This is a genomic window from Marinobacter sp. es.042 (genome assembly GCF_900188315.1).
Taxonomy (GTDB): Bacteria; Pseudomonadota; Gammaproteobacteria; order Pseudomonadales; family Oleiphilaceae; genus Marinobacter.
The window spans coordinates 2,725,530-2,739,338 of the sequence record NZ_LT897781.1 but is presented as its reverse complement, the minus strand read 5'-3'; the positions used below and the strand labels follow the sequence as shown (position 1 = coordinate 2,739,338).

At 53.8% G+C, this 13,809-nt stretch carries 13 protein-coding genes and 1 tRNA gene; 8 read left to right on the top strand and 6 right to left on the bottom strand.

Annotated elements, in window-relative coordinates:
* Window positions 1-24: 24 nt before the first annotated feature.
* Window positions 25-762 carry a SapC family protein gene (locus CFB02_RS12875; protein ID WP_088558290.1) on the top strand — a complete coding sequence of 246 codons (738 nt, stop codon included), beginning with the start codon at window positions 25-27 and terminating at the stop codon, window positions 760-762.
* A 519-nt stretch (window positions 763-1,281) separates the two neighbouring features.
* Here CFB02_RS12875 and CFB02_RS18505 read toward each other — a convergent pair.
* Together CFB02_RS18505 and zapE are read right to left on the bottom strand one after the other, a co-directional pair.
* Window positions 1,282-1,488 (bottom strand): tyrosine-type recombinase/integrase, encoded by a 207-nt coding sequence (locus tag CFB02_RS18505; RefSeq protein ID WP_088558288.1) that lies wholly within the window; start codon window positions 1,486-1,488, stop codon window positions 1,282-1,284.
* A gap of 240 nt (window positions 1,489-1,728) precedes the next feature.
* Complete coding sequence (gene zapE, locus CFB02_RS12860) at window positions 1,729-3,198, bottom strand: cell division protein ZapE (RefSeq protein WP_227519210.1); 1,470 nt, start codon at window positions 3,196-3,198, stop codon at window positions 1,729-1,731.
* A 767-nt stretch (window positions 3,199-3,965) separates the two neighbouring features.
* Here zapE and CFB02_RS12855 point away from each other — a divergent pair.
* Window positions 3,966-5,594, top strand: a complete 1,629-nt coding sequence (locus tag CFB02_RS12855; RefSeq protein ID WP_227519209.1) for an FAD-binding domain-containing protein — start codon at window positions 3,966-3,968, stop codon at window positions 5,592-5,594.
* Between the two features lie 132 nt (window positions 5,595-5,726).
* On the opposite strand, the gene CFB02_RS12850 is transcribed toward CFB02_RS12855, so the two are convergent.
* The 3 genes from CFB02_RS12850 to CFB02_RS12840 form a co-directional block, all read right to left on the bottom strand.
* Entirely contained in the window at window positions 5,727-6,527 is an 801-nt protein-coding gene (locus CFB02_RS12850; RefSeq protein WP_088558286.1) for a flavodoxin domain-containing protein, read from the bottom strand.
* Window positions 6,528-7,121: 594 nt separating this feature from the next.
* Window positions 7,122-7,198 (bottom strand) — tRNA-Arg (locus CFB02_RS12845).
* A gap of 90 nt (window positions 7,199-7,288) precedes the next feature.
* Window positions 7,289-7,834 carry a YaeQ family protein gene (locus CFB02_RS12840; protein ID WP_088558285.1) on the bottom strand — a complete coding sequence of 182 codons (546 nt, stop codon included), beginning with the start codon at window positions 7,832-7,834 and terminating at the stop codon, window positions 7,289-7,291.
* A 75-nt stretch (window positions 7,835-7,909) separates the two neighbouring features.
* Between CFB02_RS12840 and CFB02_RS12835 the strand changes: the two genes are divergently transcribed.
* From CFB02_RS12835 to CFB02_RS12810, 6 genes are all read left to right on the top strand, one after another.
* The gene (locus tag CFB02_RS12835) at window positions 7,910-8,269 is read left to right on the top strand and encodes a CidA/LrgA family protein (protein WP_088558284.1); all 360 of its coding nucleotides are present in this window, start codon (window positions 7,910-7,912) and stop codon (window positions 8,267-8,269) included.
* Window positions 8,259-8,981: an LrgB family protein gene (locus tag CFB02_RS12830; RefSeq protein WP_088558283.1), complete on the top strand. Its 723-nt coding sequence runs from the start codon at window positions 8,259-8,261 to the stop codon at window positions 8,979-8,981. Before CFB02_RS12835 ends, CFB02_RS12830 begins: the two co-directional genes overlap by 11 nt.
* 12 nt (window positions 8,982-8,993) lie before the next feature.
* Window positions 8,994-10,280 carry a Xaa-Pro dipeptidase gene (pepQ, locus tag CFB02_RS12825; protein ID WP_088558282.1) on the top strand — a complete coding sequence of 429 codons (1,287 nt, stop codon included), beginning with the start codon at window positions 8,994-8,996 and terminating at the stop codon, window positions 10,278-10,280.
* 107 nt (window positions 10,281-10,387) lie between these two features.
* Window positions 10,388-10,594, top strand: coding sequence for a bacterioferritin-associated ferredoxin (locus CFB02_RS12820; RefSeq protein ID WP_012139146.1), 207 nt, complete (start codon window positions 10,388-10,390; stop codon window positions 10,592-10,594).
* A gap of 89 nt (window positions 10,595-10,683) precedes the next feature.
* Entirely contained in the window at window positions 10,684-11,160 is a 477-nt protein-coding gene (gene bfr, locus CFB02_RS12815; protein WP_014575823.1) for a bacterioferritin, read from the top strand.
* 9 nt (window positions 11,161-11,169) lie between these two features.
* Complete coding sequence (locus CFB02_RS12810; RefSeq protein ID WP_088558281.1) at window positions 11,170-12,528, top strand: phosphomannomutase; 1,359 nt, start codon at window positions 11,170-11,172, stop codon at window positions 12,526-12,528.
* 143 nt (window positions 12,529-12,671) lie between these two features.
* Here CFB02_RS12810 and CFB02_RS12805 read toward each other — a convergent pair whose 3' ends face one another.
* A complete protein-coding gene (locus CFB02_RS12805; protein WP_088558280.1) occupies window positions 12,672-13,799 on the bottom strand; it encodes a phospholipase A in 1,128 nt (375 codons plus the stop codon).
* Window positions 13,800-13,809 lie beyond the last annotated feature (10 nt).

Here is a 13,809-nt window from a genome sequence, read left to right as displayed (position 1 = left end):
GCGACCAAAAAGAAGGACGTTTGCATGCTGCTTTACAACCACATCGTACCCCTGAACCGGGATAACCACCGCAATCTGAAGATACAGACCGGGCTGGGTACCGCGGCATTTGCCCGCGACACCCACTACGTGCCGCTGGCCGGCAGCGAGTTTTTCCAGGCCGCCCGTGACTACCCGATTGTGTTCGCTGGTGAGAAAGCCGATGAGCTGGGTGCCGTGGCACTGCTGGGTCTGCGTCAGAACGAGAACCTGTTTCTGGATGACAAGGATGCCTGGCGCGAGGGCTGTTATGTGCCCGCATTTGTTCGCCGTTACCCGTTTGTGCTCGCCCAGGGTGGCAAAGACGGCGATTACACCGTGTGCCTTGATGATAGCTTCCATGCCTTCTCAGAGGAGGAAGGTGAGTCACTTTTTGACGACGAGGGCAAGGATACTGAGTATCTTAAAGGCGTTATCAATTTCCTGAATGGCTATCTGGCGGAAAGCGACCGTACACAGCAATTTGCGCAGAAACTGAAGGAGCTGGATCTGCTGGTAACGCGCGAAATTCGCGTTTCAAACCGGGAGCAGAAGAATTTTCTGCTGCGGGATCTGAAGATTGTGGATGAAGCCAAATTACGTGAACTGGACGACAGCACGATCGGGCAGCTGAACCGGGATGGCTACCTGGGCTGGATCTACGCCCACCTGATGTCTATTGGTAACGCCAGCCGGTTTCCCCAGTATATGCCTCAAAGTGTGGGCGAAGCGGAGATTTCTTAATACTTGGGGGCTGCCCGGTTACCACAGCGGAGCCTGCAACTAAATATGTGTAACTGCCCATCCCATCATAGGTGGCCGTCCAGGCGGTCACCGAATTCGATAATAAAGCCCTTTAATGCTGGCTTCTAATCTCGAATCCGTGGGCGGCGGTTTCGGAACTTGATGGCTCAGTACCCTTCAAACTTTTGTGGAGGGTTTGCTCCTCTCCGTGCTTGCCTTGCACGGTGATTTTCCATGTTTTGGTGTCTTTCATCGTTTTACCTCCCTGAATAATAAAGTAAAAAGCTGCCAGGCCAACTGGCAGCGCTCTGCAGTGGTTCATTGATTCCAGCCATGCAAACGGTTTCCTATAATCGCGCCAACATGCATTCTTAGGTCACAATGACCTGGCGAGTGATTTAGTGATAGTTTCACTAGCTCGTGGCTTAACAGATTGTTTGCTTTTTAAACAAAAGCGAACATTCGCGACGATCAAAAATGATGGCTGTTTTCCCACCAAAACGATCGAAATGAAGCGCATTATGAACCTGGCAATCGATCAAAAGGACTCACGGTTCCCGCCCGTCGATCGCCCAATATATGCGTGTAGATTTCAGTTGTTCTGATATCGCTGTGCCCGAGTATTTCCTGCACCGTTCGAATATCACTTCCAGATCTTAATAACTCTGTCGCAAAGGCATGCCGAAAGGTATGTGCCGTGACTCGTTTATTAATGCCACTGGCTATAACTGCCTATCTTAATTGCCGCGAATAGGTTGAATGGTGAAGATGATGTCTGCACACATAACCGGCTATTGGATGAACGCATCGGGTTGATGAAGGAAACAAGTATTGCCATGCGAGGTCTTTCATTACGGGCCCCTACTTTTTGTGCAGAGAGGCAGGAACTGAAGTGAGCCCAAATCCATTGGCCAGATCAGATTCATGAACTGCCCTGACATAGGTTTGCAAGATAAAGACCTTTAGTCATTGCCGTCCCCATTCATTTCCTCCCATTTCAACCAACCGAGAAGCGGCTCGTCGAAAGGAAAAGGCGAGATCATTGGCAGACGATAATTGTGCCAGCGACACGCCAATTCGACCCGTCGCCGACCACTCATAATATTCTCCCTCTTTGGTGCGAATCATGGTGGTCGCAAAGGAACTTGAGTTTCCTCCCTTTTCATTGACAATCAATTCTTCATCTCCGTCGCTGCTTTCGGCTTGCGCTTCAAAATCAACAAACAACTCGTCGAGCGGGACTTGTGCCGCCAGCACCAAGCGGGTGCGAGATTCATAACACGCGTCAATGAGGGTCACGAATCGTCGTGCTTCGTTGAGGTGATTGGCGTCCAGTTGGGGGACGCGCTCCATGATGATGACCGGAAATCGGCGGCAGAGAGAAATATAATCGGCCGCCCCGAGCGGTTGGTAGCACAACTCGGAAAAGTCAAACCAGGCGCACCGGTCATTCAATCGGGTCACCTGGACGGTGCGACCAAAGAGGACGGGAATGATCTCGGCCTCAGTTCCGGATGCAGTGCTACCAAATATTTTTTCCAACTGCGCTTGCATGTTGTTTTTACTATTATTATCACTATGAACTTTCTTGTTTGACCAAAAATAGGATTGACCATCCGCTCGATTTTCAAGTCGATAATCCTTGCTGGAATCCTCCATGGAAATAATGTCGAATGTGTGTTTTAACATGCCTATGAAAGGCAAAAAGAGGGAGCGGTTAATGCCTCCCTCATACAAGGCAGCGGGAGAGCGATTCGAGGTAGCCACTACCACCACATTCAAATCCAATAATAATGAAAAAAGTCGCTTCAAAATCATGGCATCGGCAACGTCTGTCACTTGAAATTCATCGAAACAGAGGAGTTGGGCTTCTTGTGCCAATTGTTGCGCGATGATGGGAATCGCATCACCTCGTGGGTACTCCTGTTTGTAGGCAAAGATGCGATGATGGACGTCTAGCATGAATTCGTGAAAGTGGACGCGGCGTTTGGTTATGTTTATGTGTTTGTGGCTGTCATTAGTACAGCAAGAATTATCATCAGGAACAGAAACCGACGCGTAAAAGAGATCCATTAGAAAGCTCTTACCGACCCCGACCGGTCCATGAATGTACATGCCTCGCGGTGGTGGACCAAAAGACCACAAATGGAACTTCTTTCGAAGAAAAGACTGAGCGTGTGCCAAGGATCGCGCCAGTAACCGTAACAGTGGACTGCTGTTTTTAAAGCTGCCCTCTGTCGGTTCGTCGCTGCGTACTGGTACTGGTGGGAGCGAGGTAAGAGACTCGTGCAGGGCATCGAATTTTGCCGCCAGAGCGACCTGCGCGTCATCTCGTCGCACCTCCCCCGCATCCACCATGCGTTTATACGCTGCTGTCACGGGGCCTGTCGGGAAGGACCGCCAAGCGACGCGATGTTGTGCTGTCATATTCTTCATCACAGTCTTCATCATGGAACTGATGAGTTTATTAACATGGTGTGATGGTACGCTGGATTTCTGTATGGGGATCAAATTAACCCTGACAAACCCCCTCTATTTTTAACAAAAGATTTGCTCACAGGCGCCGATATTCAAGTCGACAATCTGTTTAGTGCAATGTGAAAACGCCTAGGCTTCAGAGTATAGGTAAAATAAAACGTCATTTTTCCTAAACTTTAAATACATGACGCCTCATGTTTAACATATTGACATCTATTAAATGTTCTTTAGAGAGTGAAAAGTCTTTTATTTTTCGTCTATTAATCAACGTTTCCCACGCAGGTAAGCATTCAAGGCAAGCGTCTCCTAAAGATTTGCAGATCTGTTTTTAATATAAGTTTTATTTAAACAGACTTATTTGAGGTCAAGTTTGATTAGTCGTATGATGATACTTCTCTCAATATAGTCTGATAGTTCGAATTTTCTATCGTCAGCTATAGTTCGATTATTCGCTTTTTAAAACTAGAGTCTAACGACCGCAATTGAACTCAAGGTCTAATTGAGCCAGTCAGTAAGCTTGTGGGGCGGCAATGTACGTAAAGCGGAATTTGACCAAAAACTCTGATTACCTTCGCTAATTGAAAACTTCAAACCTGAAGGCGAGCATTACCATAAAAAATTGGTAGCCAACTTTGTTGGGTGCATGGTTGCTTTCATCATGTGGTGCGTGGTCACTGGCTAGTCCAAGCAATTAAACAAGTGGCTGGGCTTGGTGCTTCGCCCGAATGTTCGCTTTGCGACCATTTGCAGCCATTTCATGGTGTATAGAGTTTTATTCAATCAAAGACATATCAGTACGTCCATGGCCCGATTTCATCGTACATTCCCTCATGCAAATTATCTGGTTTAAGCGCGACCTTCGGTTGCAAGATTCACGACCCCTCTTTGAATCGCTCAAACGCTCCAACATTGAGCGTTTCGGCTCAGTCTTGCCAATTTACATTCACGAGCCAAGCCAGATTGAGCACCCGGATGTGTCTCGGCAACATCAGATGTTTGTTCAGGAAACCTTGGGCGAACTGGCGGAGGATTTTGAAGCCATAGGGGGTAGACTCGTCGAACTGTGTGGAGAAGCTATCGAAGTCTTCAAGCGAATCCACGCCCAGCACACAATTGCAAAGGTTTGGTCTCACCGAGAAACGACAAACCAGGCCGGTTTTACCCGCGATGTCGCTGTGAGAGGCTTTCTTTCCGGGCAGGACATTCCTTTCGATGAGATGCCCCAAAACGGAATTGCTCGCGGAGCCGAAGTCCGGCAGTCCTTTCCAGACTACTTCGCCGAGTCCGTTCGCAATCACACTGTTCGTGATCCCAGGGGAGTCGATCTTACAGCAAGGTTTGCAACGCCCCCTTTCCACTCAGTCGATCCTGTTGAAATTCCCCTGGCAGGCGGAGCGGATAAAGCCTACCGGGCACGCGGAGGCAGGAAAGCGGCCGAGGCCATAATGCAGGTTTTTTTTCAGGCCAACACCATACTTGCATACCCAAAGCGCTTATCAAGCCCCAACTCTGCATTTGATGGATGTTCCCGCCTGAGTCCCTATTTGGCGTATGGCGTCATCAGCGACGTAGAGATTTTTCAGGCGGTCGACAGGGCAGTGACGGACGCCAACGGGTCGATGCCCAAAATAGCGTTCCATCGTTTCGAATCAGCCGCTCGGTTCTACCTAGATCGGTTGGCCTGGCGGAGGGACTACATGCAAACCTTCGAAGATCAGCCTGACCTTGAATACAAATGTATGCTGCCAGAGTTTAATGGTTTGAGGCCGCAGACATACGACCCAGAGCTGATGACGCGTTTTGAAGAGGGGAGGACCGGTTTTCCATTTGTTGATGCGTTGATGCGTTGTTTAAGAGCGACGGGCCATATCCACATGCGGGGCAGAGCGACACTGGCCAGCTTTGCTACGATGAATCTCTTTCTGCCGGTCTTTTCTGGTGATCAGGACGGCGTCGCGCGACTTTTGGCTCGCCAATTTATCGATTGGGAACCTGCCGTTCATTTCCCCATCTTGCAGTTGATAAGTGGGACAACGCCTTTCGAGCGCATGATGGTCTATAACCCGATAAAAGCTGGATTTGACCACGATCCGAAGGGTGACTTCGTACGCCAATGGTTACCGGAGTTGTCCGATCTGGAAGGCGGAGCTGCTTTACAGCCAGAGTTGACCAGTTCGCACCTTTCCCAGGAAGCCTTCTCTGGAGGCTACGAGCCCTATCCATCGCCCATCGTTGACGCCAAAGCGAGCGCCAAGTTTGCCAAAGATTGTATTAAGCGAATCCAGTCCGGGAAATCCGCAAAGGAGGCCGTTTCTAAAACTGGCTCTCTCGTCGATCAACCGTCTCTCTTTTGAGTCTCAGACGTGGGCTTTGGGGCACAAATATGAACGTTCGCTGTGCGCCCACAGCATCTGATTTTGCAACGAGCGCGGTAAGCCTTCACTGAGCCTAAGCAAACGCCTTCTCGGTTTGCCCAAAGAAGCCGCTCAGTCGTCATTTTCTGAGCCCGTCACCTGAACGTGCCACTTATCGCCTGGCTGTGCAGACAACAGTAGTTTGGCGGTTCCGCTCTTATCGAGCTTTGTATGGTCCGTGGTGATTCGGATGCGGGTAAAGGGATTCGAGGGGTCCGGGTTGATCTCGGCGACAAATGGCTCGAGGTTTGGATTTTTTCGTTTGGGCTTAAAGCGAAGAGCCGTCGCCTGTTCATGCTCCAGACACTGAATGTAAAAGATGAGGTCGAGCGCTGACTCGGTTCGCCCCTCCGTATCCATCACGGTTGCCACTTCCCAGTCGCTCATATCGGGTTCCAGCGCGATGCCAAAGGTTTCCGACAGCTTTTGCCACCAATGGCTGAACACGGCGGCGTCAGTACGATGCAATTCGGTGGTCGGAACTCGCGGGTCCGCGCCCTGACGAAGCAGTTGTTGGGTCAGATGTTTACCAAAACCGCAAAAGTCCGCGTACTGCCGGTTACCCAGAGCCAGCACCGCAAATTTTACCTGGTCCAGATTGATGCTCGACTGGTCGAACGCCTGTGTGAAGGGACGCGCCTCGGTGGGCGCCTCTCCCTCACCAAATGTCGAGACAATAAAAATGTGGCGCCCGTATTGCTCCAGCGTCTCGGGTTCAATCTCCGCCAGATTTACCAGATCGCACATGGATGAATTGTGTTCATAGATCCGTGTTGCAAGGGCTTTTGCGGTGTCAGTCTGGCTGGCAAAGGCGAGAAGAATGCGCTCGCCGTTGTGGAAGCAGCGTTTTTCTTTATCGAATGGGTCTGTCATTGCGCCTAATATAAGGTGGAATCTCGCACTCAGCAATATCCATTTGAACCCTTAAACCGGGGCCGCGTACTTAACAGAACATTGGCGATCAACAGGGGTTGAGCATGCGTATTCTCGAAGGCCGCATTTAGGCTTTGGCGACTACAGTCTTATATGTTTTTTCTGGAGTCGCGATTGGTGCCTCCAGCGCTGACGATGTCAGAGCCGCGCCTGTCGCATTGAACGGATAACGAGGTTTTAGTGCTCCTCGACCGTGCAGAATTTGAACGGGTCCCGAATCAGTTTACCCGTGATTGGATGATTGAACTCAAGATAAAAAAATCCGGATTACCCGATTACTACAGGCATGTTAAAAAAGAGGCTGAATTTCTCTAAGGTGCGTTTTGGTCTATTGACCTGAACGTCCGCTTCGCGACCTAGGTGAACACTATCCCTCGACTCTGTGTCCTAGACATTGTTTGACCTCATTCGGTGCAAAGGTCAGTTCGAAACTACTTCAATTCGTTTCCGGATTCGTTTGGACACACCATGGCCACAATTTGGACACAGCCATAAAAAAAGGACCTGCGCTCTCACGCAAGTCCTTCATATATATGGCGCGCCCGATAGGATTCGAACCTATGACCTTTGCCTCCGGAGGGCAACGCTCTATCCAGCTGAGCTACGGGCGCTTCGAGCTCGACGATGGCTCGCCGATTTCGAGTGCGCAATCTTACGTGCGTAGCGGGTGTCTGTCCAGCCCCCGAGGGCAAGTCCTGCCCTCAGTTCTGGGGTAGTCGCTGCTCGGGGGTAATCGATACCAGATTGTTATCATTGCTGAAGGTGACCTCGCCATCCTGGATGGTAACCTGGAAGCTCATGGACCGGTCCGCGAGCGCTGCCAGGGCCTCAGTGCTGTCGCCCGGCAGGTGGACAATGGTGAGGTTGTCGAAACGTTCCAGCTTGCCGTGGTGTTTGTCCCACCAGACTGGGAATGCGCGATCGCCATAGGTATAGAGGATCACTTTCCCGGCGCGGTTGCAGGCCTTCCTTATACGGTCTTCTTCGGGCAGGCCCAGCTCAATCCATAATTCAATTTCGCCGGTCAGGTCTTTCTGCCAAAGCTCTGGCTCATCATCGGTGCTCAGGCCTTTGGTAAATTCGAGGGCATCGCTGGCGTTCAGGGCAAAGGCGAGCAGCCGGATCATCACGCGGAGGTCCGTTTCCGACGGATGCTGGGCGATGGTCAATTGATGATCCGCGTAGTAGTGACGGTCCATGTCGGCGATGTTGAGCGTTGCCTTGAGAATGGTTGCTTTGAGCGCCATGGGCTTCCTGCATTGGTATCGGGATAGGGGTTTGGGCTAGTGTAATGCAATTCTTTCCCGGGTGAGTGTAAGCGCATGCCGATGTTGCGTGGTTTTCTGGTTCTGGTGCTGTTTTTTATTCTTGGCGAGTCTGTGCGCCTCCTGCTGGCGCTGCCGGTGAGTGGCGGGGTGCTGGGGATGGTGGTCATTACCTTCACCCTGATGCTTAAAGGCAGCGTGAGTGACGATCTTGCTCAGGCCAGCCAGGGGCTGATATCGGTGCTGGTGCTCTTGATCATGCCGGGGGTGGTGGGTGTGTTTTTCACGGCGAACCAGTTCTCCGGGCAGTGGCTGGCGGTTGCGGCGGCATTGCTGGTGGGCACCTTTCTCAGTGTGCTGACGACGTTGTTGTTGATGAAGGCGGTGACGAAAAGAGGCGTTAGCGATGGTGAGTGAGCTCCTTGTGCGCTTCCAGGCCCTGCCGGAGTCGCTTGCCGCCACCCCGATTCTTGCGATCGGTTTGACCCTCGGTGCCTTCTTTGCCGGCAACTGGCTGTTTTCCCGCATTGGCCGGCCTATCTGGCTGCCGCCGGTTGTTTTGTCTGCGTGTCTTTTATCTGGCTTCATCGCATTGGCGGTGGATTACCAGGATTACCAACAGGGCGCGCGTTGGCTGACGGTGTTGCTGGGGCCTGCCACCGTCGCCCTCGGCATTCCCTTGTACCAGCAGATGCACCATATCCGTGCCATGTGGCGCCCGATTGTGGTCACGCTGCCGATTGCCGCCACCATGGCGGCGGTTTACGCAGTGGTGATTGGCTGGGCGTTGGGCGCGACGCCGGAGGTCCTGGCCTCGCTGGCGCCCAAGTCGGTTACTGCGCCTATCGCCATCGGTATTACTGAGCAGTTGGGCGGTTCTGTGCCCCTAATGATGGGCGGGCTCCTGATCACGGGCGTGGTGGCAACCCTCTTCGTTGACCTGCTCGCGCGGCTTTTGCCTGTTGAAGACGAACGGATTCTGGGCTTTGCCCTGGGGCTGAATGGCCATGCCATCGGAACCGCCAGGGCGTTCGAGATCAGCCATACTGCGGGTGCATTTGCTTCCCTGGGTATGGGCCTGACGGGCGTCTTCACCGCTCTGATTCTGCCTTTGTTTTTTCGTTTGTAAGAGGTCTTGGATATGTCTGACCGGAACCTGCTTTCACTCCAGGTGGAACACCTCCAGATTCTTCTGAACCGTTATACAGAGGCGTTAGAGGAGCATGGCTACGGCAGCCTGCTTATTGCTTCCGGCGCCGCGCCTTACCGTTATGGAGATGACCAGGCCTGGCATTTCCAGGGTTATGGTCCGTTTCTGCACTGGACCGGGCTGGCCGGTCGCGAACACTGCTGGCTCTGGATCCGGGCCGGCCACAAGCCTGTGCTTTGGCTGTTCGAACCGGTCGACTTCTGGCACGCCAATTCGCCACTGGCGGAAGAGCCCTGGCAGCAATTTATCGAGGTTCGCAGCAGTGCCTCACCCGAGGCTCCGCTGCTAGATGATCCCGAAAGCCTGGCGGTGATCGGGGATCCTGCCCTGATATCGAATATTCCGGGTGAGAAAAACCCGGAGGCCCTGCTGAGGGAACTGGACGAGACCCGCGCGCGCAAAACGCCCTACGAAATCGAGTGTCTCGCGAAGGCCAACGGACTGGCTCTGGCAGGCCATGCGGCGGCCCGGGCGGCGTTCCTGGCCGGTGAGAGCGAGTTTGGCATCAATCTGGCCTACCAGCAGGCAACCGGCCAGCGGGAAACCGAAGCGCCTTATCACAGCATTATCGGGCTGAACGAGCACGCCGGGACGTTGCATTACCAGTATTACGATACGCAGCCGCCGGGGCAGACCCGCAGCCTGCTGATCGATGCCGGAGTCCGTTTTCGGGGCTACTGCTCCGATATCACCCGTACCACGGCAGGTCCGGAAGAGTCGCACTTCGCAGCGCTGATCCACGGTCTCGACCGGCTTCAGGTCAGGCTCTGCGACATGGTCGCGCCCGGGGTGGACTACATCGACATCCATCGCAAGGCCCATCAGGGGCTTGCCGCCCTGCTGTCGGCGACCGGCCTAGTTACCGGCCTGGATGATGAGGACATCGTCGAAAAGGGCATCACCCGTGTGTTCTTCCCCCATGGCATCGGTCACCTCCTGGGCGTCCAGGTTCACGACGTGGCTGGAAAGCCAACGCCGCCTCCGGAAGAGGCGCCGTTTTTTCGCCTCACCCGCCGGCTGGAGCCCGGTATGGTGGTAACCATTGAGCCGGGTCTCTATTTCATTCCGTCGCTGCTGGATCCTCTTCTGGAAGGCGAGCTGGGGCAATACGTGAACCGTGAGCTGATTGGCCGGCTGAGAGGCTGCGGGGGTATTCGTATCGAGGACAACGTGGTGGTCACCGACGCAGGTTCGAGGAATCTGACCCGGGGTTCGTGAGTCTCGCAACACAAAAGTTGCACAAATTTAAGCCAGAAGGCTTGCATTTCTAGATGCCAATGACAATAATTATCACTAACTTTTATTGTCATTGGTGAGTCACTGCTATGTACGTTTGCCTTTGCCACGGCGTAACCGATCGGGAAATTCGCGAAGCTGCCGATAACGGCGTGTCATCCATGCGCCAGCTTGGCAAAGAGCTGGGTGTGGGCACCCAATGTGGACGCTGCGCCTGCACTGCCCGCGAAATTTTGCGCGAGAGCCGCACGCCCGACTACCTGGCCATGGCCAATATGCTCGCCCAGCCTGCCTGACCGGCACGATTGTCCGGTTCTGTTTTTCTCCTGCGCCATAAGGGGCTATCCTAAGACATTGATTCATTCGGCCATCAGGGAGCCCGACCATGAAAGGCGATAAAAAGGTCATCCAGCACTTGAACAAGGTCCTCGGCAACGAGCTGACCGCCATCAACCAGTACTTTCTCCATTCCCGCATGTACAAGGATTGGGGCATTACCAAGCTGGCCGCCAAGGAATACGAAGAATCCATCGACGAGATGAAGCATGCAGACCAGCTTATCGAGCGGATCCTGTTCCTCGAAGGCCTGCCCAATCTCCAGGATCTGAACAAATTGCTGATCGGCGAGAACGTCGAGGAAATGATCTCCTGCGATCTCAAACTGGAAGAAATTGCCCACACCGACCTGAAAGAAGCGATCCTCTACTGCGAGGAAGTGCAGGATTTCACCAGCCGTGAACTGTTCCGCAGCATTCTCGATAGTGAAGAAGAGCACATCGACTGGCTGGAAACCCAGCTGGAAATGATTTCCCAGATGGGAATCCAGAACTACATCCAGCTTCAGTCATCCGCCGCGGAGTAATTTCAGACAATGGACTTGTCCTGTTTTAAAGCCTACGACCTGCGAGGCCGGGTGCCGGACCAACTGAATCCGGTCCTGGCTGAAAAAATCGGACGTGCCTACGTGGAAATCACTGGCGCGAAAAAAGTCATTGTGGGCTACGACATCCGGCTGTCCAGCCCTGACATTGCCGAGGCACTCAGCTCTGGCCTCATGGCAGCCGGTGCGGATGTGTTTGATATCGGTCTGTGCGGCACCGAGCAAGTGTATTTTGCCACCAGCCATTACAAGATGGACGGCGGCATTATGGTGACTGCCAGCCACAATCCCAAAGATCACAACGGCATGAAAATGGTCGGTCCTGAGTCCCGGCCGATCAGCTCCGACAATGGTCTGAACGAAATCCGCGACCGGGTGCTGGAGCCGTTCGGTGATGCGCCCGAGCAGGGCCGCTATGAACCGCTTGAGGTGATGAGCGCTTACGTGGACCATCTCCTGGGGTATATCGATGCCGGCTCTCTTAGCCCGCTGACCATTGTCTGCAACGCCGGTAATGGCGGCGCCGGCCTGGTGATCGATGAACTCGAACAGCATCTGCCCTTTGAATTCGTGAAAGTGCACCACCAGCCAGACGGCCATTTTCCCAACGGCGTACCAAACCCGATCCTCCCGGAAAACCGAGCGGCGACGGCCGACGCCGTTATCGCGGAAGGCGCCGCCATGGGCATTGCGTGGGACGGCGACTACGACCGCTGCTTCTTCTTCGACGAAAACGGCCGTTTCATCGAGGGGTACTACATTGTTGGTTTGCTTGCAGACCAGTTCCTGCGCAAAACCGGCGGCGGCAAAGTCATCCACGACCCCCGCCTGACCTGGAACACCCTTGATCTGGTGAAAGCCGCTGGCGGCGAAGCCATCGAAAGCAAGACCGGTCACGCGTTCATCAAACAGAGAATGCGCGACGAAGACGCCGTGTATGGTGGCGAAATGAGCGCCCACCACTACTTCCGCGACTTCGCATACTGCGACAGCGGCATGATCCCCTGGCTGCTGATCGCCGAGCGTCTTTGCCAGTCCGGTCAGACCCTGTCGTCCCTCATCGACGCCCGAATCGAAGCCTACCCGGCCAGCGGCGAAATCAACCGCACCATCGATGATCCCCCCAAGGTTATTGCCGCGATTGAAGCCAAATACAGCGTTGGCGCTAAAAGCGTCAGCCACGTGGACGGCGTAAGCATCGAATTCGACGACTGGCGCTTCAACCTGCGGATGTCCAACACCGAGCCGGTTGTGCGTCTGAACGTGGAATCGAGGGCGGATATTCCGTTGATGGAAGAGAAGACGGAAGAATTGCTGGCAGAAATGCAGAGGTTGAACGAGGAGAGGTAACTCCTTTTTTTGGGGCCGAGTGGGACGCTTGTCCTCATGGAACTGTGCGGAGCCAGGGATGGCGGAGCCCAAGCGTCACAGGGATGTGCCGTTAGGAGCGCGTTTCAGGAGGACAAGCGTCCCAGTCGGTCTTGCACCTGAAGTCAGAGCCAGTCGTTCAGCATAATCCCGATACCGAACCGTTGAATCCGGTGGTTATAGTCGATCAGACTCTCCCCATACCCGTTGTAGTACTGGAAAAACCCCTTAACCGTATCCCCCATTGGGAAACTGTACCCGAACTCCACCGACGTCTTGTTATCATCCGACCGCAGGTTATTCATCAGCCGTAACGAAAACGTCCGATCCTCGGTCAGCTTGTATACCGCATGGTAATTGGCATATCCCAGGTAGCGCTGGATGTCCGCGTTATCATCCTCACTGCTCTCCGGAATGCGATACCAGGGCTGAACCATAAAGAGCCAGCGATCATAACTGTACGCGGCTGAGCCCATGATGCGATTCCAGCTCCGGGACCTCGGTTCTGACTGCCCGTTGGACTGGTGATTGAATCCGAGGGTCACGCCATTGAGTCGGCCAGGTCCGATATCCCAGTCGGTCTGGTACCGGGCAAATATCTCCGGCTCGTAGTTGGTCTCCCGGAAAGGCGCGGAGTCGTCCTGGTTGTACACCTGCCAGAACGAGGTCTGGGTATAGCCAAACCAGAGTGTTGTGCGGTCATCCAGAATTCCCGTCAGCAGTGGTACCTTGAAGCTGATCTGGTACTTGGCTTCTTCCCGTTCCAAATCATAGTCATAACCGGTGGACCCAAGTCTGGGGCTAGACGGCGATTCGTTCGGGTCTTTCACCCAACTGACCGGCAGGATGTAGGTGGGCCGATGCCCCACGAAACTGCCAGAGAAGGAGAACACGGCTTTCTCGGCCGCCATATAGCGGTCTACCATGGCAGACATGACGCCTGCATCGGGATCACCTTCCAGGGCATTGCCGGCAACGGCATCGAGGTCTTCACCATTGGGCGCCAGTTGCTCCGCGCTCTTCTCGGCCTGTTCTTTGGCGCTTTCCGATGCCTGGGCCTGGCTCTCTGTGGGTTTGTAGAGGCTGTCAAAACAGGCCAGTCGCTTGATGCCATCGTCAATCAGGGCGCACTGTTCCGGCGAATCAATGGAGGGCGCTTCCTCAGTCTGTGCCGCCACGTTTACAGGCACCGACAGCATCAACGAGAGGGTAGTGATGGCCGTGGACGGCGCCAACAGGTGGGGGGATGTCATCAGGTGCTCT